The sequence below is a fragment of the Actinospica acidithermotolerans genome, from assembly GCF_018139625.1.
GTDB classification, from domain to species: Bacteria; Actinomycetota; Actinomycetes; order Streptomycetales; family Catenulisporaceae; genus Actinospica; species Actinospica acidithermotolerans.
On record NZ_JAGSOH010000096.1, the window covers coordinates 1 to 21,260 of the forward strand.

Here is a 21,260-nt window from a genome sequence, read left to right on the forward strand (position 1 = left end):
GCACCAGAAACCGCGACCTCGGCCGGGCCACCCCCGCCTCAGCCGGCCACCAGCAGTAACGAACATTCACACGAGGGGGTCAAGATTCGACCGGCGCCAGGGGGTCAGTTTTCAGCCGCCGTTGACACCGTCCTGCGCATGGAGGGCTCTGACTCCGCGGCGAGTCTCGGGTACCCAGAGGATCGAGCCTGTCCTGCTCACCGCCCGAGGCGCCAGATCGAGGTCTTCGGATCTGAAGAAGGTGGTGACAGTTCCCATGGAGAGGGAGACTTCAACCACGGTACGTGGCCCGCACCGCGCAAGAACTCGATCGCGATCCAGCGGCTTGAGGACCGGCTGCGTGTCGCCCGAAACCAGCGGCTCGGGGAGCGACCACTGTGCCTTGATCCTTCGATCACGCGGTTCGATCAGGCTGACCTCGTCGCCGTGTGGCTCACCGATCAAAACGCCGGACTCCACGACCGCCGGGACCGCGATCTCGACTCGCTGCGGACTTCGCCACAGCAGCGATCCGGTCCGCAGATCGAACGCGGTCAGGGGCGTGTAGCCGCGCCAACCGCCGACCAGCACCGTGTCCCGTGTCGCGGTGAGATGCCCGGTGAACTCGTCCAATTGCGCGCTCCAGAGCACTTCCCCGGTGCGCACGTCTAGGCAGGACAGCTCCGGACGGTCCTGCGGGATCACCAGGCAGCGCTTGCCGACGATGATGGTCGCGCGCGGCCGGGCCCCGGACGGGATATCCCAGCGCGGCGTCCCGTCGCGGGGATCGAGACCGACCAGGCGAGTGCGTCGCTCGTGGACGACGATGTGCTCGGCGGTCGCTGCCAACCCGGCCGGGCTACCGGCCTGATGAAGATCCCGCTCCCACACCGTCTGCCCGAACATGTGCTCATCTCAGCAGTGGCGATACCAGCGGCGCAACGAGTTTCTGTAGGGCCACCCTTCCCGGCCGATCTCGTCTGCCTCGCCAACCTGGCTGCGGCGCTCGCCATTACGGGCTCTGTCGTGGATCTCCCTGCGAGATCGTGCGGAAGACCCGTTTGCCAAGCGGTGTACATGGCCGAAGTGCTGAGGCGCGTCGGCCGACCGATATGCGGCTGGGCATCAGCGGCATCCGAGGCGGCGTAGTGCGTCGGCGCGCCACCAGGCAGGCTGGTGCGGGCCCAGGACGAGCGATGTCGGCTGATCTGGGTGCAGGCCCAGTTGTCGTAGTACCGCCGATCGGACTTGAACGCTGAACCAGCCACGCCAACTACCGTCCTTGCGCCTACCGCACGCTAGGTCGATCCTCACGTCCTCCGGAGCGAAGGGCAGCCAATCGATTCCGCGATCGAGCAGTCACGCGCAGACAGCGCCGTGGGGATGGGCGCAGCTAGGTAGGTTCTCGTACTCGAGCACCGCTACCCACTCGGCTTCGTCCGTCGTCATGCAGCCCATCGTGCCATGACTTGCGGCATTGACGCTGTGCCTCTGCTACGGAGTGAGCAGGATCCGCTTGCGGAGGAGGTCGAACTTCGCCCGGCCGAAGCACTGGCGTTTCAAGAACTGATTCTTGCCACGGCGCCCTCTCGACCGGCCCTGAGCTCCAGGGCAGGGTAAGCCCGGCGGTGACGGCCGCTTCATCGCGCAGGAAGCCTGTACTGGTCGATAACTCGGCCACTGGGCTTGACCTGGTGTTTCGTCAGCGGCATGATCGGCGCTCGTGTTCGTCTCGTTGACCTATCGGCTGCTGGTGACGGTGGTGTCCTGGCTGGTACTGCTGGCGCGGTCGTCGGCGTCGAAGGATGCGGAGATCCTCGCGCTCTGGCACGAGTTCGCGATCCTGCGCCGGGTCAAACCGGAGCCGAAGCCGACCTGGCCCGAGCGTGCCGTGCTCGCGGCGCTCGCCCGCATCATGTCGAAGCCGCTGCGCGGGCAGCGGCTCGTGACGCCGGGAACCCTGCTGCGCTGGCACCGCAAGCTGGTGGCGGCCAAATGGCGTCAGCCACGGGCCGCCGGGCAGGCCGCCGATACCGGACGAGCTCACGGAGCTGATCTTGCGCCTGGCCCGGGAAAATCACCGGTGGGGCGTGGTGCGGATCCAGGGTGAGCTGCGCCGGCTCGGCCATCGCGTGGCCGCCTCCACCATCCGCAAGATCCTTCGCTCCAGCCGGATCCCCCCGCCAAATCACCGCGACGAGGCCTGGCGCACCTTCCTGCGCGCCCACGCCGCGACGCTGCTGCCCACCGACTTCTTCCACGCCGGCTGCATCGTCACGCTCGAGCGCCTGTACGCGGCGTTCGTGATCGAACTCGGCTCCCGCCGCGTGCACCTGCTCGGAGTCACAGAGCACCCCACCGCCGCCTGGGCCACCCAGCTCGCCCGCGAACTCACCTGGCGACTTGAGGAGACCGGACACCGGTTCACGCACCTGGTCCGGGATAGGGACGCGAAGTTCACCGACGCGTTCGACGCCGTGTTCGCCTCGGTCGGCATCGATGTCGTCAAGACCGCGCCGCAGGCGCCGCGGATGAACGCGTTCGCCGAAAGGTTCGTGCGAACTGTACGCGCTGAGTGCACCGACCGCATGCTCATCGCCGGTGAACGCCACCTGCGCACAGTCCTGGAGGAGTTCACCGAGCACCACAACAACGGCCGCAGCCACCAAGGCCGCGGCATGGACCTGCGGGCACCGAACGACGAGAAGAACGTGATCGCCTTCCCCACGCCGAGCGAGCGGATCCAACGTCGAACTGTCCTTGCAGGCCTTTGCAGGCCTCATCAACGAGTATCAACAGGCCGCGTAAGCCCGCAGGTCACGGACGGCGGCCGAGTTATCGACCAGGACAGGCTTCGGCCTCATCGTAGAACATCCACGGAAGCTGGCGGTGAGACGGCCGCCCATGGATTGCGGAGACCTCGCAGGCCTCGTCGTAGCGGCGGGCGATGACCAGGGCTGCTTAATACCTCATTGTCCTGAGGGTTGTCCCGGTGGCAGGAGCGGCCTCTCGGCCCGTGCACTTGCGTGCCGCGCGGAGAGGCCGCTCCTGGTCTGCGGTGCTCGGCTAGTTGGCTGTGTAGTAGCCGTATTCGTCGATGATGACGTCGGTGGTGCCGTTGGACTGGTTGTAGGCGTAGATGCCGGTGGGGCCGGGGATGGCGTTGAAGGAGTTGGCGACAGTGTCGCCGGTGTTCCAGTTGAGGTTGCTGGTGGAGGGCAGGGAGGTTCCAGCGGGGTAGATGATGAGGTCTCCACCGCCTGTGGTGTTGGTGACTGTGGCGGTGATGGCGTAGGCGGTGGCGTTGTTGCTGCTCAGGGTGAGGTAGGGGTCCTGGGCGGCGGTGTCGGCGTACACGGTGCCCTTGACGATGGTGCGGGTGTCCAGGCTGCGGGTGGGGGTGACCGGGACGAAGCTGCTGGTGCCGGTGGCGGTGAAGTAGCCGGAGACGTCGGCGATGAGGTTGGTGGTGCCGTAGGACTCGTTGTAGAGGTCGATCTTGCCGTCGGCGCCGACGGGGACGATGGCGTAGTTGGCGATGTTGGTGTTGGCGGAGAAGTTGACGTTGCTGGTGGTCGGGCGTGTGGTGTTGTCAGGGTAGGCGATGATGTTGCCGTTGTTGGTTTCGGTGGTGGCGGTGAGGTTCAGGGCGACGGCGGTGACGCCAGTGGAGGGCAGAAGGCCGCCGTCGGCTCCTTCGATCGTGAGGGTGAGGGTGCCGTCGGAGGCGATTTTGGCGGGGGTTCCGCCTTCGCCGGTGCCGTTGCGGGTGTCGAGGATGCGGGCGGTGGTGATGGGGGTGTAGCCGCTGGCGGAGGTGTGGGTGTAGTAGCCGGAGGCGTCGGCGATCAGGTCGATGGTGCCGGGGGAGTCGTTGTAGAGGTCGATGTAGCCGTCGGCGCCGACCTGCACGGTGGCCAGGGCGGCGACGGTCTGGCCGGTGCCGAAGTTGACGTTGCTGGTGGTCGGGCGTGTGGCGCCATCGGCGTAGGCGATGATGTTGCCGCCGCTGGCTTCGTTGGTGGGTGTGATGTTGACGGTGACGGCGGTGACGCCGGCGGGGATGGAGCCGTTTCCGGCGATCTTGAGTTTGACCGCGGTGTCGGAGGCGATTTTGGCGGGGGTGCCGCCTTCGCCGGTGCCGTTGCGGGTGTCGAGCAGGCGGGCCGGTCCGTAGGGGGTGTAGTCGGAGCCGGTGGTGGTGACGGAGGTGGTGGCGGTGTCGGTGGTTCCGGCCGCGTCCTTGACGGTGACGGTGGCGGTGTAGGTGCCGGCTCTGGTGTATTCGTAGCTGGTGGTGCCGGTGGTGTTGGTGACGGTGTTGCTGCCGTCGCCGAAGTCGAAGGTGTAGCTGGTGATCGTCGATGCGGTGTCGGTGCTTGCGGTGGCGGAGTAGCTGAAGCTGCGTGCGCCGGAGGAGGTGGCGGTGATGGCCGCGGTCAGTCCGTTGGTGGTGCGGGGGCTGACGGCGCGGAAGGTGGTCGCCTTGGGTGCCGGAGCGGCCTTGCCCGGGTACTTGACCACATGCGGCGCGGCGGTGGCAGCCTCGGCGAGGGCCGGGCTGAGAACGAGCGTGAGCGTTGCGCCGGCCGCGAGGGCGGCGAGCGGGCGTCGGGACACGGGGATCTCCTTGCGGAAGGGGTCGGGCGCCTTGGGGCGCGCTGGAGACGGCCGCACGGCGGAGGCGTCCGCGCCGGGTTCGGCGCGGTCCGGTGCCGTGCGGTGGCTTCGGTGTGGGATCAGGGTGCTGTCGTGTGGGTGCCGATGGCGGCGGTCAGCAGGGCGGCGACCTTGTGGCTGACTCCGGCCGCAGTGCCTGTCGCGACGGCGGTGACGTTCGCCGCCTTGCTTGCGGGGGCGCCGACGGTGATGAATGTGATCCGGGCGAGCGCGGGGGCGCGCTGGTCGGCGGCCTGTCCCGGTGCGGTGCCGGAGGTCACGATGACCGCGCACCCGCGCAGCGCCAGCGCATTGATGTATGACTCCGCATTGGATGCGGTCTGCGCGCCTTGTACCGCAAGGTAGCTGACCTGGGTGCGTGTGTTGGTCGATGCGGTTTGCATGCCGGCCCACACCGGCGCGGTTTGCGTGTCGGTGATCCCTGACGCGCCGGTGAGCAGGCAGGCGGTGAACGGCGAGTAGACGCGGGTGCGCACCTGGGGGGTGTAGACCGTGGGAGCGGTGCGGTGGTGGGGTAGTGCGGCGAGTGCGATCACGGCGATCACGACGAGCGCGAGAGCTGTCCCGATCAGGGTGCGGGGGTGGCGTCTGAGTCGCCGCAGGGTTTTGCGCATCGGTGACCCCCCTGGTCGTGCCGTCGACAATGATCAGTCGGGTGCACCCTAGTCGTGGCTGTCGGTGAGCGCCACTGTGGGATCGGTCACAAGTTAAAGGGGTTCTCGGCAAGATCTTGTTGCGTGTATACCTGTTTCGCTTGGAACTCTCAGTGGTTCTTCTGAAACTCAGGGGTGGGTGTTCGTGATGCGGGGTGGGCGTGGCAGGCGTCGGGTGTGGACGCGCCGGATGCTGCGGACGGTGTCGTCGCTGGTGTTCCTGCTTCTGGTGTTGACGAGCGCGACGCAGTCGGCGACGGCGGCGCAGCTGACGCCGGGGCGTTCGCCGTTCTCGATCGGCGCCGGTGCGCTCGCCTCACTGTGGCGCCACGCGAAGCAATGGGTGGATGAGACCTCCGCCTCGCTGCCGGCCCAGGGGCACGGCTCGGGCTCTGCGGCGCATTCCACGAAGGCTGACGTCGGCGCTGGCCGATCGCCGGGGACGGGCGCGGGCCAGCAGCCGCTGGCCGGTTCGACGACCGCGCACACGGTCGGTGGCAAGTCTTCGACGATCACCAAGGGTTTCAACGTCAAGACCTCCAAGCGCCTGCCCGGCAAGTCGAGCGCGTATGCCACGTGGTGGCAGAACGCCGACGGGACGCAGACCGAGCAGGTCTCGCAGACGGTGGTGAACTACAAGGACTCCTCCGGCAGTTGGCAGCCGATCGACACCACGCTGACGAAGGGCTCGGACGGGCGCTGGCAGGTTGCCGCCGCCGGATACGGACTCGCGCTCGCCGCTGGCGTCGCGTCGTCCAACGCCGCGACCTCGGCGTTCGATCCGGGCTCTGGAGCGTTCTCGACGCCGTTCGCCAGCACGACCTTGACGCATGCGTCGGCGGAGAACGCGGATACGACGGCGTCGGACGCCGGTTCGTCGACCGGGACGCTGGCGACGCTCACCGTCGCCTCGGGTGAGTCGATCGCGTGGTCGTTGCAGGGTGCGGCGTCGGTGGCCGCGTCCGAGGCGGGCAGCACCGTGACGTATCCGTCGATCCTTCCCGACACCGATCTCTCGCTGTCCTCGGAGTCGTCGGGGGTGAAGGAGTCGCTGGTCCTGTCCTCGGCGTCGGCGCCGAACTCCTGGACGTTCCCGCTGACTCTCACGGGGCTGTCGCTGAACCAGGCCTCGGACGGCACGTGGCAGCTCCTGGATGCTTCCGGCGCCGTCGCCGCGACGCTTGCATCCCCGTTCGCGCTGGATTCAAGCAACACGGCCGCGGGTGAGAGCCAGGGCGTTACCTATTCGCTGGCCACGGTCGACGGTGTCGAGCAGTTGACCATGACGCTCTCGAGTTCTTGGCTTGAGGATCCGACCCGCGTGTTCCCGGTGACCGTGGACCCCACGATCACCGTTTCCACTGCTGGCTCTGGCCTGTCGACGTACGTCGACAACGCGGACCCGAGTGCCGACAACGCGAACAAGGGCGTGTTGAACGTTGGCTACGACGGCAGCGGGGAAAACCACGCGTACATCAACTTTCCGTCATCGGTGATCACTTCCGATCTCCAGAACACCGGCTACCACATCACCTCCGCGCAGTTCGCAGCCTATATGGCGAGCGGATCGACGAGCTCTTCCTATCCCTTCGACGTGTACTCGGTCGGTACGGCGTGGACCCCTTCAACGCTCAACGCGAACGTTGAGTCGAAATCGATGACCTGGTATCAGGACCTTGGTACGTATGCGGGCTCGACATCGAGCGCCGCGACATGCTCTGGGCTGAGCAACGGCTTCTGGCTCTACACGCCGCTGTCGGCGTCGGACATGGATACGTTCGCGCTCAATGAGCTCGCCTGGTATGGCGTGATGATCAAGGCGGACAGCGAGACGAACGGCTCGTATTTCAGGGTCTTCGGCTCGGCCAGCAATGCCTCGTGCTCGCCGTACATCTCGCTGACCTACACGCCGGACGTGGTGCCGACGGTCTCGACGATGTCCCCGGCCAGCGGATACGTCCAGACGAGCCTGACCCCGGAGCTGACGGCGTCGGGCACCGATCCGGACTCGTGGCCGAACTCCTCAGTGCAGTACGAGTTTCAGGTTTTCAACTCGGCTAATGGAACGACGCTCGCGAACAGCGGACCGCCGATCGCGAAGTCGTCGCTGCTCTCGAACGGGTCGTGGGCGATTCCCAAGGGCACGCTGAAGTGGGGCAACAGCTACTGGTGGACGGTGTGCGTGTGGGACGGGTTCAAGTGCGGTGCCGAGACCGCTAACACGTTCCAGACATCGACGCCCGGGCCGGTGCTGACACAGAATCTGTCCCAGTCGACCTCCGGGCACGGGTTCGACGTGGCCACCGGCAACTACACGACCTCGGCCACGGATGCCGACATCGCCGGGATCGGCCCGTCGCTGAACGTGGTTCGGGACTACAACTCGTTGGACACGCGCAAGTCGGGTGCGTTCGGCGCCCAGTGGTCGTCGCTGGTGGACGCGACCGCGACCCAGGAGCTCGACTCCGCGGGCAATCTGATCGGTGTGGCGGTGACCTATCCGGATGGGTCGGTCGTGGTGTTCGGGTACAACTCGAGCGACGGATCGTATTCACCGCCCGAGGGCCGCTTCGCGACGCTGCTGGAGATCAGATCGAGCGGGTCGCTGGTGGGCTACACGCTGACGGACAAGTCGGGCACGACGTATACGTTCGGGGCCGTGGTGACGGCCGCGGTGGCAGGCAGCAGTTCCGGCACCTACACCACCGCCGGGGTGTTCGGTATTTCGCAGGTCGCCGATGTCGGCAAGCACACGTTGACGTTCATGTGGGGTGTGACCGGCGGCGTGTCCGGATCGCACGTGCTGTCCGAGACGAGCCAGACCAGCGGCCGGTCGCTGTATTTCACGTGGGCCACTCCGTCGGGGGCGGAGTACCCGCACGTGTCGGTGGTCACCACCTCGCTCGCCGACAGCAGCGACTCCTCGAGCTACCAGTACTGGTCGTACGCGTATCAGGGGGATCACCTCTGGAAGGTGTACGCGCCCGATCCGACGACGCCGTCGGCGCTGCCGACCTCGTCGAGCGCGTATACGAAGTACAGCTACACCGTGGGTTCGGACTTTCAGCAGGCGGTGCTGGGCACTTCCCCGTATCAGTACTGGCCGATGGACGACGCCACGGGGTACTCCTCGAGCCTGTCGCTGGTCGGGGCGAACATCGGCGACGGCCGCGCCTACTACACCGGCATGTCGGGCGACGTGAACGCGCCCACGGGCCCGTTCGTCACGACCGAGAAGTCGAGCGCGACAGGTGCGCTGTTCGACGGGACGACGAGCTTCATGACCTTGCCGACCGGCATGGTGCTCAACACGACGTATGTCTCGGTCGGGATGTGGTTCAAGACCAGCTACAGCGGTCCGCTGTTCACCGAGCAGAATATGAACATCGCCGAAACCCCGACGAACGCGACCATGTCGCTTTACGTGGGCACCGACGGTTACCTGCGCGGCGGCTGGTACACCGGGGTGAACGGCTCGGCCGGACAGATCGAGGACACCAAGGCGAAGGTGAACGACGGCGCCTGGCACTACGTCGTGCTATCCGGCGCGGGTTCGACGCAGACGATGTACGTCGATGGCAAGTCGGTCGGATCGCTGAACGGTACCGTCAACAACCTCGGGCAGACCTACGAGTACGTCGGCGGCGGCTACTCCTCCGGACAATGGCCTGGTCAGGCCGCGGCCGGGAACTGGCACTTCAAGGGCTCGATCTCGGATGTCGCGGTATACAAGTCGGCGTTGTCCTCGACCGAGGTCGCGAGCCTGAACTCGGTGGGCAACACGCCGATCGACTGGCTGACGGAGATCGACCGTCCGCGGGCGGTGAGTCAGAACACGTCCGAGAAGCCGGCCGCCACGGTTACCTACAACTCGCTGGACGGCCGTGTCGAGTCGGTGACCGACGGCAACGGCGGGACGTGGACGCTGAGCGATCCGACCGCCGAGGGATCGGGCCAGGTGTTCCGCGAGACGGTGATGGGCGACCGGCCCGCGTTCTACTACAGGCTCGGCGACGCCGCCGATTCCAAGTACGCGTCGGACGAGGTGAACGCGGACGCCTGGGCGAATGCGGGACTGGCCGCGCAATACAGCGGGGTGACACTCGGTACCACCCAGAGCGCGTTCGCGGACAGCTATGCGGGCACGTTCGACGGTTCCTCGTCCTACATGACGCTTCCGAGCGGACTTGCGGCCAGCGCGCCGGTGAGTATCGGGCTGTGGTTCAACGCGAAATCGGGCATGAGCGGGCCGCTGTTCACCACGCAGGACACAGGGCTCACGGGCACGCCTTCGCACGCTACCAACGACCTGTACGTGGGCACCAACGGCTTGTTGTACGGGTCGTTCTCGATGGGGACGCAAACGGCGATCGCCTCGAAGGACAAGGTCGACGACGGGCAGTGGCACTACGTGGTGTTGACCGCGAGCGGGTCGAGCGAGTCGTTGTACCTGGACGGCGCGCTGCAGGGCACCGTGAGCGGGACCTACACGTACGCGGGCCAGGGCGTGGATCTGATCGGCGCCGGATACTCCTCGGGCGACTGGCAGAACCAGGGCGCGAAGGGGAGCGACTGGTACTTCAACGGCTCGATCTCGGACGCAGCGTTCTTCTACTCCCAGTTGAGCCAGGTCCAGGTGACCCAGTTGTGGCAGGGCTACCACAACAGTCTCGGCTCGGAGGTGCCTCTGGAGCTGTTCACCGTCACCGACCCGGCCGACAGCTACAGCGGGACCTCGCACACCGAGACCTACGAGTTCGACCCGGCTCATTCGATGCGCGAGATCAAGCACATCGACGGCCTGGGTGGTGTGACGACGTACAGCTACGACACCAACGGTTTCCAGGACGTGGTGACCGACCCGAACGGCGACCAGACGATCACCGGACACGACGTGCGCGGCAACGTCGTGTCCACCACGACCTGCCAGTACCAGGCGGAAAACAAGTGCTCGACCTCGTATAAGACGTACTATCCGGACGACACGACCGCCTCGTTCACCGCCTCCACGCTCGACCCGCGCGACGATCAGGTGCTCACCTCCAGCGATGGACGCTCCGAATCGGCAGGCGACGCCACGTACCGCACGACCTACACGTACGACGCGTACGGCAACCTGAAGACGACGACAGGCCCGGCGACGACGCAGTTCCCAGCGGGCACCGGCGTGACCAACGTCTACACCACGGCCACGTCCGACCCGGCGTGCGATCCGTCGAGTGCCACGCTCGGCGCGAAATCCTCGACGCAGTACGCGCCGGTGGATTTGCTGAGCAGTTCGACCACCACGGGCGGGGCGGTGACCACCTACGCGTACTACCCGGACGGGGACACGTGCATGGTGCAGAACGCGGACCACCTGCGCACGTACTTCGTCTACGACGGCCTCGGCCGCGTCGTGAAGAAGGTCGTCGAGGGCGGAGACACGATCCTGGCGAACATGGTCGGCTACACCGGAGCGCAGACCACGACCTATGCCTACGACGGCGACGGGCGTGTGATCCAGGCCACCGCTCCCGCGGTCAGCGACCAGGTGAACCAGAACGTCGTGCACACCGCGGTCACCACGCAGACCTACGACGCCGACGGCAACCTCACCTGCACCAGTGTGGCCGACGCGACCGGCGGCGACACCGCGCGCAAGATCACCTACACGTACAACAACGACGACCAGAAGCAGACCTACACCTCGGCCAACGGCTATGCCTCGACGAACGGGTCCTGCAGCGACACCACAGCCCCCTCCGGCCACACCGCGTCCTACACGTACGACTTGTTCGGCAACGTCGAGACCCAGACGGACGAGCTGACCGGCACCGCCACCCGCACCACCGAGACGCTCTACGACGCGGCGAACCTACTGCGCGTGACCGAACTGCTCAACACCAACCCTTCGGACGGCACCTATTCGTCCGGATCGGTGCTGACTGCCGACACGAAGACATATGACGCGGCCGGGCGTCTGGAGACGGACGAACAAGCCCCGACCACCCAAGGCAAGCCCGGCTACTACACCTGCTATTACTACTACGACAACAACCTGCTGTATCAGCAGATCAAGACCGACAGCTCCTGCCCCGCCTCCGCGATGACGACCAGCCAGGGCGACATCACCAACACGCAGGTGATCTCCACGGAGTTCTACGACGGCGCCGGCAACGTCGTGACCAAGGTGACCAACAACGGCCGAACCGAGACCGACGACGTCTACAACCCGGACGGCACCCTCGCCACGAGCACCCTGGACCCGAACAGCCAGGTGAACTCCACCACCACCGTGGACCCGACGGGAGTGGATCGGACCACCGCCTACACCTACAACGCGGACGGCTACGTCACCGAAACCGTCGGGCAAACAGACGCGAACAACGTGCTTGCGGTCGTCTCCGATGTCAAGGAGTCCTACGACGGTCTCGGCAACGTGATGACCAAGACGGTCGTCGACGGCACCCACTCCTACGAGACGATCTACACCCTCGACCAACGCGGCCTGCCCACCCAGATCCAGGACCCGGACGGGAACGTCACCACCACCGTCTACGACGCGGCCGGACACCTCGTGCAAACCACGTCCCCGAACGTGCCGGTCACCTTGTGGTGCCAGACCGCGACCACCTACGCCGTGTGCAACAGCGGCAACGTGGGCACCGCCGTGACCGAGAACGTCCCCGCCGTCACCACCGTCGGCTACGACACTTTCGGCGACGAGGTCGAATCCGAGAACGCCGACGGGCAGACGACCACCGCCACCTACGACGCCGAGGGCAATAAGACATCTGTCACTCTGCCGTCCTACACGACCCCGGCGCCGACGAGCGCGACGCTCACCGCGACCACCACCTACCAGTACGACGCCGACGGCGAACTCATCGCGCAGACCGACCCGGTCGCGGTCGCCTCCTCGAACACGAAGGGCGAGCAGACCACCTACACCTACACCATGCTCGGGCAGGTGGCGCGCAAGACCAGCACCGACCTCGGCAACGCCACCGCCACACCGGCCACCACGTCGTACACCTACGACGCCGACGGGGACACCACGCAGACCGTCACGGCGATCTCCGCAAGCCAGAGCCTGACGACCGCCGCCGCCTACGACTACCTGAGCCGGCCCACCTCCTCCTCGACGATCGAGACCCATCCCACCGACGGCACCACCACCTCGACGTACACGACCACGGACGTCTACGGCGCCGGCGGGTGGCTGGCCACCTCCACGACCAACGACGACGACACCACGACCTACGGGTACGACAACGCCGGAGACAAGACCAGCGTCACCGACAACCTCAAGCACACCACCACCTACGGATACGACGGCGCCGGCCGGCTGACCACCACCACCCTGCCAGACACCTCCTCCACTCAGGTCGCCTACGACGAGGCCGGCAACAAGACCTCCACCGCCACCTACGCCCCCGGCGGCACCACCCAGCTGTCCGGCACCACGATGAGCTACGACGGCGACGGCCTGCTGAGGACGAGCGAAACCCAGACGCCGGACCAGACCAGCTACAACGCCTCGAACACCGAGACCACGACCTACAGCTACGACGCGACCGGCCTGCTCACCAGCGAAGTCGCGCCGCTGACCGGCTCGAGCACCGTCACGGTCTCCTACGGATACGACCCTGCAGGCAACAAAACCAGCTACGCCGACGGCAACACCACGAGTACCAGCGACACGACACACACCACCTACTGGACCTACAACCCGTGGGACCTGCCCGAGACCAAGGTCGTCCCCGCCACCAGCAGCAACAGCACACTCGCCTCACGCAGCACCACCACCACCTACGACGCCGACGGTCGCGCGACACTGGTCTCCGAACCGGTCGCCACCGCAACCTCGACGCCGATCACCGTCGCCTCCTCCTACGACGGGTACGGCGACCTCACCAGCCAGACCAGCGCAGGCGCCGAAGGCACCAACACCACCCGCACCTTCGGCTACGACCTGACCGGCCAACTCACCTCCGCCGGCACCCAGAACAGCTCCGGCGGCCAACTGACGAGTGAGTCGTACACCTACGACGACCGCGGCAACCTCACCAATGCCACCGGCGCCGCAGGCACCTCCTCGTTCACGTACAACGGCGACGGGCAGATGACCTCGCGCACCGACGCGTCCGGCACCACCGGCTACACCTACAACCCCGCCGCCGCCGACCAGCTCACCGCGATCACCGACGCCGCCACAGGTACCAGCCTCGGCTACAGCTACAACAGCCTCGGCCAGACCAGCAAGATCACCTACGGCAGCGGCGACACCCGGAGCTTCGGCTACAACACCGCCCACGAGCTGATCAGCGACACCCTTGCCACCTCGAGCGGCAGCACCGTTCAGGCACTCGGCTACAGCTGGGACACGGACGGAAACCTGCTGACCAAAACCGACAGCTCCGGCACTTCGAACACCTACACCTACGACGCCTCAGGGCGCCTCTCGACCTGGTCGAACGGCGCCACCTCGACCACCTACAGCTACGACGCCGACTCCAACCGCACCGAGATCGCCACCAAAACGACCTCCAGCGGTACAACCACGAGTGACGAGAAGCTCACCTACGACCAGCGCGACGAGCTGACCGGCACCACCGACTCGGTCACCACGGCCTCAAGCTCCTACACCTACACACCGCGCGGCACCACGTCACAGGTCTCAACCGTCACCGCCACAGGGGCCACCGGAACCACCAGCTACGCCGACGACGCCTTCGGCCAGCAAACCAACGCAGGCACCGCCGGCTACACCTACGATGCCGTCGGCCGCCTGACCAGCCAGAGCGTCGGCAGCACGACCACATCACTGCAATACTCCGGCGCGACCAACAACGTGGCCGCCGACGGCACCAACACCTACAGCCGCGACCCGAACGGCAGCCTCATCGGCACCGCAGACACAACCGCCGGAACCAGCGGACTGCTCTGGACCGACCTGCACACCGACGTCGTCGGCGAATTCACCGCCACCGGCACGACCCTCAACGGCACCGAAACCTACGATCCGCTCGGCAACGTCACCAGCGACACCGGGACCGCCAAGACCCTCACCGTCGGCTACCAGTCCGAGTACACCGACTCGAGCACCGGCGCCGTCAACATGGCAGCACGCTGGTACAACCCGAAGTCCGGCCAATTCACCTCCACCGACACCGTCGAGAACTCCGCGACCCCCAACACCGCCAACGCCAACCCCTTCGCCTACGCCGACGGCTCGCCCCTGGACGCGACCGACCCCTCCGGGCACTGCCCCGTCGACAAGTGCGGTGCGGACGTCCCGAAGGCCGGCAACTACACAGCCGCGCAGTATGCCGACCCCACCAGCGCGGCCTACACTCACTCCGCCCAGGAAGTCGCGGCCAGCCGCGTCATCTCCTACTACGCGGCCAGCCTGGAAGACCACTGCGGAGACCGCTACGGATGCTTCCGCTCCGGCATGAGGGCGCTCGCGACAGTCAAGGTGAGCGCGAACGGCACACTGACGGCACGGCCGGACGTGGCGTCACTACTCACGGCAGCGATCCAAGCCCAAACACCATCGAGCGAACCGAACGACGGTGCGGCATCGAGCCACGAGAAGTGCGGGTGGACGAGTATCGGCGGCTGCTTCCACAACGCCGAAGTCTGGGTTGACAACCACCCCGTCATCAAAGATGTCATGTCCGTGGGTATCGGACTCGCCGTCGCAGGGGCCTGCGAGGTGGGCTCGCTCGGAATCGGCACCATCGGCTGCGCTGCCCTCGGGGGTGCGGCGACGGCAGGGTTCGACTACGCGATAGCCGGCGACGCCACCGGGACAGGCACCGTCACAGGCCTCTTCGCCTCCATGGCCGTAGGGGCAGCCGCAGGTGCCGCGGCAGCCGCAACCGGCGGAACAGTGAGTGCAGCAGTTACGGGCTTGTTGGGCGAGGGGACCGCCGCCACCGTCGTGGCCGGCACGGCCGCCGGGACCGCCTCCGGATTCGCGGGGGGCTCCTTCGCGAGCGCCGGCGGATACCTGACGTCGTGCGGCTCGAACTGCTCGGCCGGCGGAATGCTCCACGCGGCCCTGTCCGGCGGAATGAGCGGCGCCCTCACCGGAGGAGCACTCGGCGCCGCAGCCAGCGCGGTCGGAGCCGCCGGCGCCGATGTGCCGGGCTGTGTTGCGCACAGCTTCATCGGAACCACCGGCGTGCTCATGGCCGACGGCACGATCGAGCCGATCGACCACATCAAGGTCGGAGACGAGATCACCGACTCGGCCCCCGGCAAGACCGACACGCAGACCCACAAGGTCAAAGCCGTGATCGTCACCCACACCGACCACGACTTCGTCGACGTGACTATCAAGCCCCTCGCCGCCTCGCGCAAGACGAAGCTCGCCAAAACCGCGGCAACCGTCACCGCAGCGACACTGCTCGCCCTCGGGGCGAACTCCGCGACCACCGGATCCGCCACGACGCAAGCGGTCGCGACCAGGCCGACGACGGCCACAGCCGCCACAGACACCCTCACCACCACCTTCCACCACCCGTTCTACGACGTTACCCAGGGCGCATTCGTCCAGGCCCAGTACCTCAAGACCGGGGACGAACTCCAAACCCCGACCGGCACAGCCGAAATAGCGAACATCCACCTGTACCACGCGAACACCACCACCTACGACCTCACCATCGGCGAACTGCACACGTACTACGTCCTGGCGGGGTCAACCCCTGTACTTGTGCACAACTGCGGCACGTCAGTAGACGTACAGACTCCCAGCGGCGTAGTTCAGACAGACGTCAGTACGTCTGGCGACCTGCAGGCATATGCAGACTTCCTGAGGCCGAACTACACCAAGTCGGAAGGCCCAGTATTTGCTGCAAAGTACACGTCGCCTTCTGGGCGCTCCTACTTTGGCTATTCGGGTCACGACTTGGTGCCTGAGGAAGGGGGAGCCGTGGACTCCTTGGCCCAGGAGTTCACGCCGCCCGACGGGAGGTATCATGTGGGGTGCGCAGAAACAATGTGTCTAATCTTGGCAGAGAATGCTGAAGGTGCGGCAGGGATTGAAGGCGGCTCATTCGAGGTAGTCAAGGTGAGAGGCCTAAACTCGGGACCGGGCAGTGTCCATGGGGATCCGGCTGGCCCATGTCCACTGGTCTGCCAACCGAGGCTCAATAATCAGGGAATCACTTATTAGGGACGGCAGTGACTGGCGAGAGGCAACATATCAACCGGTTCGGCTTTGTTGAGAAGCCGGATATGGCAGACCTAGCTGCGCAGCTGGATGCTTCTGCTCTGGCCGTTACCATGGAGGCTGTTATCGATATCGTTCTTGAGCGCGACGAGGACTTTATCGATACTCTTTCGGATGCGGCTCAAGCGGACTTTGTGGTGCCGTTGCAGCTGGCGACGAGATTATTCAAGGCGGGCGACTATACGCCTATAGAGCTCGTGTCAGCTGCGTGTACCGTGCGATATTGCGCCGCGCCGCATCTTGCGGACTTCCCTGAAGAGCTAGTTGAATTGCTGCGGCAACTACCGCATTAGCTAACTCTAAATAACAGGGCCCCACCTTATTCGGCGGGGCCCTGTCGCATCATGTGGAGTGGTTGACGGCGACTGCTGCTCGTCAGCCGTGAGCCGTTTTGTACGATTCGCCGCCCTTGCGGATGCGTGGTCATCGGCGTGTTGCCGTCAGAATTGCCGTCACAGGACATTGATGTATGGAGCGCGTTGCCGTCGGCTCTTGGGGAGCGAACACCCCTGCTCCAGGACGTCGTCGGGGCCCCGGGTGCGCGAACGCCCGGGCTGATTTTCACGGTATCAGGCCGGGGCGCGGGGGCGGGTTGCCGTCAGCGGCGCTATGGCTTGTCGTTGAGGGCTTGTTCGAGGGCGGTGAGGGCGGCGCGTTGGGTGGCGGGGCGGATTTCGCTGTAGATGTCGGCGGTGGTGTTCAGGTGGGCGTGGCCGAGGACGCTTGAGGTGATGTGCAGTTCGGTGCCGGCCTCGCCGAGGAGAGTGGCGGTGGTGTGTCTGAGGTCGTGGAGGCGGAAGTGGGGTAGGCCTGCGATGGTGCGGAAGCGGTCAAAGATAGGGGCGAGGCTGTAGGGGTCGAGGGGTTTGCCGTTGCGGGCGGTGAACACCAGGCCGCTTTCCTGCCAGCGCGGGCCGAAGAGTGCCCTTTCGCGGTTCTGGCGGCGCTGGTGTTGGCGCAGCACCGTGAGGACCGAGTCCGTGAGGGCGACAGTGCGCTTGGAGGTGGGGGTCTTGGGTGGGGCGAAGGTGATGCCGGTGCCGACGAGGCGTTGGAGGGTGATTCGAAAATAGCCTTGCGCATCCGAGTGGTTGTGCTGGGTGATTGGCTGGCGGCGGTCTCGATCTCCCGACTATGTGTGATTTTGGTCAGTTTCTTCTGGGTGGTATGGGTCTTGCGGTCCGGCAAGCACAGGCTGTTTTGGGCAGTTGGTAAGGCCGTCTTCCGGTTCTTGTGATTGCTCGGCATCCTGGCCGTTCGTGTCCGTCCGTCGACGTCGAGATCGCTCATGATGCCGAGCCCGAGCTCGTTACCGGTAGTGGCGTGGGGAGCATGCCACGGGATCATCGAATGCCGCCTGCGAGCGCGTGAATCACACTTCACCTTCTCCCGCAGCTCCCGTTGGACGGGCACGATGCGCACGCCGGGGCCGAGCGGCTTCCGGCCGGAGGTAGAGGGGGCGGCATGGACATCGTGCACGCGCGGGTCGCGGCGATCGACGTGGGGAAGAAGGAGTCGCTCGTCTGCGTCCGACTTCCTCCGATGAGGGAAGGCGGCGAGCGCCGGCAGGAGGTGCGCACTTTCGGTACCGCGACGAAGGATCTGCTGGCGTTGCGGGACTGGTTGACTGGTCAGGAGGTCGCGACAGTCGTCATGGAGGCGACGGGCCAGTATTGGCGTGGGGCGTTTTACCTGCTGGAGGAGGCCATGGACGTGGTGCTGGTTAATCCGGCGCATGTCAAGGGTCTGCCTGGGCGTAAAACCGATGTGCTGGACGCGGTGTGGCTGTGCCGCTTGGCGGAGTGCGGCCTGGTGAAGGCGTCGTTCGTGCCGCCGGAGCCGGTCCGGCAGTTGCGTGACCTCACGCGGCACCGCGCGAGCCTGCTGGGGGAGCGGACGCGGCAGGTTCAGCGGTTGGAGAAGACGTTGGAGGACGCGCAGATCAAGATCTCGAGCGTGCTGACCGACCTGCTCGGCGCCTTAGGACGATTGATGCTGGAAGCGTGATTCGAAAATAGCCACGCGCGTCCGTATGCTCGCTTGGTGTGATCGTCGATGGTCGATCTTCTGGTCGGCTTGGGATCTTGGTGGCCTGGTGGTTGTAATCGGGCACGTGCCTGGTAGCCCGTAAGGTTAGATGTAGCGGGCTGGTGGTTCGGGCGCCTTCCGTTTCTCCTGGTTGCTGGGCATACTGGCCGTTCGTGTCGGTCCGTCGACGTCGAGATCGCTCATGATGCCGAGTTCGAGCTCGTTACCGGTAGTGGCGCGGGGAGCTTGTCGCGGGATCATCGAATGTCGCCTGCGAGCGCGTGAATCACACTTCACCTTCTCCCGCAGCTCCCGTTGGACGGGCACGGTGGATACGCCGGGCCGAGCGGCTTCCGGCCGGAGGTAGAGGGGGCGGCATGGACATCGTGCACGCGCGGGTCGCGGCGATCGACGTGGGGAAGAGGGAGTCGGTCGTCTGCGTCCGGCTTCCTTCGGTGGAACTGGGCGGTGAGTGGCGGCAGGAGGTGCGTACGTTCGGTACGGCGACGAAGGATCTGCTGGCGTTGCGGGACTGGCTGACCGGGCAGGAGGTCACGACGGTCGTCCTGGAGGCGACGGGTCAGTATTGGCGCGGGGCGTTCTACGTGCTCGAGGAGGCCGTGGACGTGATCCTGGTCAATCCGGCGCATGTCAAGGGTCTGCCGGGGCGAAAGACGGATGTGCTGGACGCGGTGTGGCTGTGCCGCCTGGCCGAGTGCGGCCTGGTGAGAGCGTCGTTCGTGCCGCCGGAGCCGGTTCGGCAGTTGCGTGATCTCACGCGGCATCGCGCGAGCCTGCTGGGTGAGCGGACTCGGCAGGTTCAGCGTCTGGAGAAGACGTTGGAGGACGCCCAGGTCAAGATCTCGAGTGTGCTGACCGACCTGCTCGGCGCCTCGGGGCGGGCGATGCTGGAAGCGTTGATCGCGGGGGAGCGCGACCCGGTTGTGCTCGCGGGCCGGGCCAAGGGCCGCTTGCGCGCCCGGATACCTGAGTTGATCGACGCGCTCGAGGGCCGCTTCACCGAGCATCATGCGTTCTTGTGCCGCCAGCACATGCGGCTGATCGACGAGATCACCGAGTTGCTCGATGAGCTGGCCGAGCGGATCACGGATGCGATGCGCCCGTGGGAGCGGCAGGTCGGACTGCTGCAGACGATTCCTGGAGTTGGGCGCTGTACGGCCGAGACGATCGTCGCGGAGACCGGCGCGCTCACGGAGCGGTTCCCGACCCCTGGCCATCTGGCCTCTTGGGCGGGAGTCACACCCGGGCACTACCAGTCGGCCGGCAAAGTGAACTCGAGCCGGACCGGCCCGGGCAGCCGATGGCTCGCCGCGGCCCTCGGGCTGGCCGCGCTCTCGGCCGGGCGGTCGAAGTATACGTATCTCGGGGCAAGGTACCGCAGGCTCGCGCCGCAGATCGGCGGACAGCGCGCGAACGTCGCGCTCCAGCACGACATCCTGATCGCCGTGTGGCACATGCTGAAAAATGATCAGCCGTACCGTGATCCGGGCGGAGACTACTACGACCGCAAGGACCCGGAAGGAACCCGCCGCCACGCCGTCGCCCAACTGCGACGGCTCGGCTTCCACGTCGAGCTCAGCAAGACCGCGTAGCGCTCCAACCCCAAGAATCTGACCGGCAGACCTGACCAGCCGATCCGGAACACCGGAGCCGGCGATCGATCACGCCCTGAAACCCGAGCAGGTGACTCAGCTGCAGTAGTTGCAGGCGGTGAGAATGTGATCACGGGGTGGTATTTTCGAATCACAGTCGCCAACGAGCGTGACGTCTTACGACTGACGCGACGTCGTTATTGCGCCGAGGGTTTGACCGCCGGGATTCGGGAATGGCTCCGGGCACGCGCGCCGTCTCGGTGCGGGTTTGGTAGGGAAAAGTGGGGTCGGACATGCATACGTCGAGTCCTGGCACGAGCGAAAGCGGGCAGTCCGGCACGCAGGCCGAAGTCGAGGAGGCGACCGCCCAGCCGCCGGCCGCGCCCGGAGAGGAACAGGCTCAGGAGGCGGCGACCGCGGAGGAACTGGCGGGGTTGAGCGAGCAGCTCGGCCCGTTCGTCATGGACCAGGTCCGGCGTACCGACGACGAACGCAAGCACGGTCCAGGCCGATGACCGTGGAGGAGCCGGCTACAGCGGCTGAGGTGGAGCCTGCCGAAACATTGGACGTCTTCGCTGACTATGCCGCGTCGCTACTTGCGGACGAGCGTGAGCAGCGCGAATCGCTTGAGTCGCGTTCGCGCGCCGTGGGCTCTGGATCCGCGGCTCTGGTGACCATCTTGCTCGGACTGGCGGGCCTGGCGGCGCACGCGTCCAGCTCCACGCCGGTGCTGCCGCACGGCGCCCGCTACGTGGTCGCGGCGGCGGTCATCGCGCTAGTCCTGTCCTCCCTGTCGGCCGTCCTGCCGGCGCTGCCGCAGGTGATCTTGGTCGCCAACGTCCAGGACGTGCAGAAGGCGGTGCGGGACCTGGCCCGGCAGCCCGCGCGGATCGCGACGACGCGGATCCTGCAGACCAGGCTGCGCCAGGTGGAGGACGAACGCCGGGTCAACCGGCACAAGGCCTGGGGGCTGGCCGCGGCGATCGCGCTCCAGTCCGTCGCGGTCGCCCTGGTCGCGGTCGCGACGGTGTGGACCGTGATAGTCGGCTGACGAGGCGGGCCTGACTTCGTTTACACACTCGG

The 21,260-nt window shown here is 66.2% G+C and carries 12 protein-coding genes; 8 read left to right on the forward strand and 4 right to left on the reverse strand.

What is annotated here, in order from left to right; all coding sequences use genetic code 11:
• Nucleotides 1-111 precede the first annotated feature (111 nt).
• Nucleotides 112-885, reverse strand: coding sequence for an outer membrane protein assembly factor BamB family protein (locus KDK95_RS25545; protein WP_212520832.1), 774 nt, complete (start codon nucleotides 883-885; stop codon nucleotides 112-114).
• A gap of 817 nt (nucleotides 886-1,702) precedes the next feature.
• On the opposite strand from KDK95_RS25545, the gene KDK95_RS25550 reads away from it, so the two are divergent.
• Both KDK95_RS25550 and KDK95_RS37895 read left to right on the forward strand, forming a co-directional pair.
• Nucleotides 1,703-2,089 (forward strand): hypothetical protein, encoded by a 387-nt coding sequence (locus KDK95_RS25550; protein ID WP_212520833.1) that lies wholly within the window; start codon nucleotides 1,703-1,705, stop codon nucleotides 2,087-2,089.
• Nucleotides 2,070-2,930 carry an integrase core domain-containing protein gene (locus KDK95_RS37895; protein WP_212520834.1) on the forward strand — a complete coding sequence of 287 codons (861 nt, stop codon included), beginning with the start codon at nucleotides 2,070-2,072 and terminating at the stop codon, nucleotides 2,928-2,930. The genes KDK95_RS25550 and KDK95_RS37895 overlap by 20 nt, the downstream gene beginning before the upstream one ends.
• 115 nt (nucleotides 2,931-3,045) lie before the next feature.
• Here the strand turns inward: KDK95_RS37895 and KDK95_RS37165 are convergent, their stop codons facing one another.
• On the reverse strand, nucleotides 3,046-4,599 hold the full coding sequence (locus tag KDK95_RS37165; protein WP_212520835.1) for a PKD domain-containing protein: 1,554 nt from the start codon (nucleotides 4,597-4,599) through the stop codon (nucleotides 3,046-3,048).
• Between the two features lie 119 nt (nucleotides 4,600-4,718).
• Entirely contained in the window at nucleotides 4,719-5,273 is a 555-nt protein-coding gene (locus KDK95_RS25565) for a type 1 periplasmic-binding domain-containing protein (RefSeq protein ID WP_212520836.1), read from the reverse strand.
• A 241-nt stretch (nucleotides 5,274-5,514) separates the two neighbouring features.
• Here KDK95_RS25565 and KDK95_RS37170 point away from each other — a divergent pair, with 241 nt between their 5' ends.
• A complete protein-coding gene (locus KDK95_RS37170; RefSeq protein WP_212520837.1) occupies nucleotides 5,515-16,479 on the forward strand; it encodes a LamG-like jellyroll fold domain-containing protein in 10,965 nt (3,654 codons plus the stop codon).
• A gap of 8 nt (nucleotides 16,480-16,487) precedes the next feature.
• Nucleotides 16,488-16,829 carry a hypothetical protein gene (locus tag KDK95_RS25575; RefSeq protein WP_212520838.1) on the forward strand — a complete coding sequence of 114 codons (342 nt, stop codon included), beginning with the start codon at nucleotides 16,488-16,490 and terminating at the stop codon, nucleotides 16,827-16,829.
• A 314-nt stretch (nucleotides 16,830-17,143) separates the two neighbouring features.
• Here the strand turns inward: KDK95_RS25575 and KDK95_RS25580 are convergent, their stop codons facing one another.
• A complete protein-coding gene (locus tag KDK95_RS25580; RefSeq protein WP_212520846.1) occupies nucleotides 17,144-17,641 on the reverse strand; it encodes a tyrosine-type recombinase/integrase in 498 nt (165 codons plus the stop codon).
• A 359-nt stretch (nucleotides 17,642-18,000) separates the two neighbouring features.
• Between KDK95_RS25580 and KDK95_RS25585 the strand changes: the two genes are divergently transcribed.
• The 4 genes from KDK95_RS25585 to KDK95_RS25600 all read left to right on the forward strand — a co-directional run bounded on the left by KDK95_RS25585 (nucleotide 18,001) and on the right by KDK95_RS25600 (nucleotide 21,228).
• A complete protein-coding gene (locus KDK95_RS25585; protein ID WP_212520839.1) occupies nucleotides 18,001-18,543 on the forward strand; it encodes an IS110 family transposase in 543 nt (180 codons plus the stop codon).
• Nucleotides 18,544-18,941: 398 nt separating this feature from the next.
• The gene (locus KDK95_RS25590; RefSeq protein WP_212520840.1) at nucleotides 18,942-20,177 is read left to right on the forward strand and encodes an IS110 family RNA-guided transposase; all 1,236 of its coding nucleotides are present in this window, start codon (nucleotides 18,942-18,944) and stop codon (nucleotides 20,175-20,177) included.
• A 293-nt stretch (nucleotides 20,178-20,470) separates the two neighbouring features.
• Nucleotides 20,471-20,692 (forward strand): hypothetical protein, encoded by a 222-nt coding sequence (locus tag KDK95_RS25595; protein WP_212520841.1) that lies wholly within the window; start codon nucleotides 20,471-20,473, stop codon nucleotides 20,690-20,692.
• Nucleotides 20,693-20,847: 155 nt separating this feature from the next.
• Nucleotides 20,848-21,228 (forward strand): hypothetical protein, encoded by a 381-nt coding sequence (locus KDK95_RS25600; RefSeq protein ID WP_212520842.1) that lies wholly within the window; start codon nucleotides 20,848-20,850, stop codon nucleotides 21,226-21,228.
• The last annotated feature ends 32 nt before the right edge of the window (nucleotides 21,229-21,260 follow it).

What these genes read in the sequence shown, in the direction of transcription:
- KDK95_RS25565 (WP_212520836.1), bottom strand. Translation starts at nt 5,273, where the DNA reads ATGCGCAAAACCCTGCGGCGACTCAGACGCCACCCCCGCACCCTGATC.
- KDK95_RS25585 (WP_212520839.1), top strand. Translation starts at nt 18,001, where the DNA reads ATGGACATCGTGCACGCGCGGGTCGCGGCGATCGACGTGGGGAAGAAG.
- KDK95_RS25590 (WP_212520840.1), top strand. Translation starts at nt 18,942, where the DNA reads ATGGACATCGTGCACGCGCGGGTCGCGGCGATCGACGTGGGGAAGAGG.
- KDK95_RS25595 (WP_212520841.1), top strand. Translation starts at nt 20,471, where the DNA reads ATGCATACGTCGAGTCCTGGCACGAGCGAAAGCGGGCAGTCCGGCACG.
- KDK95_RS25545 (WP_212520832.1), bottom strand. Translation starts at nt 885, where the DNA reads ATGTTCGGGCAGACGGTGTGGGAGCGGGATCTTCATCAGGCCGGTAGC.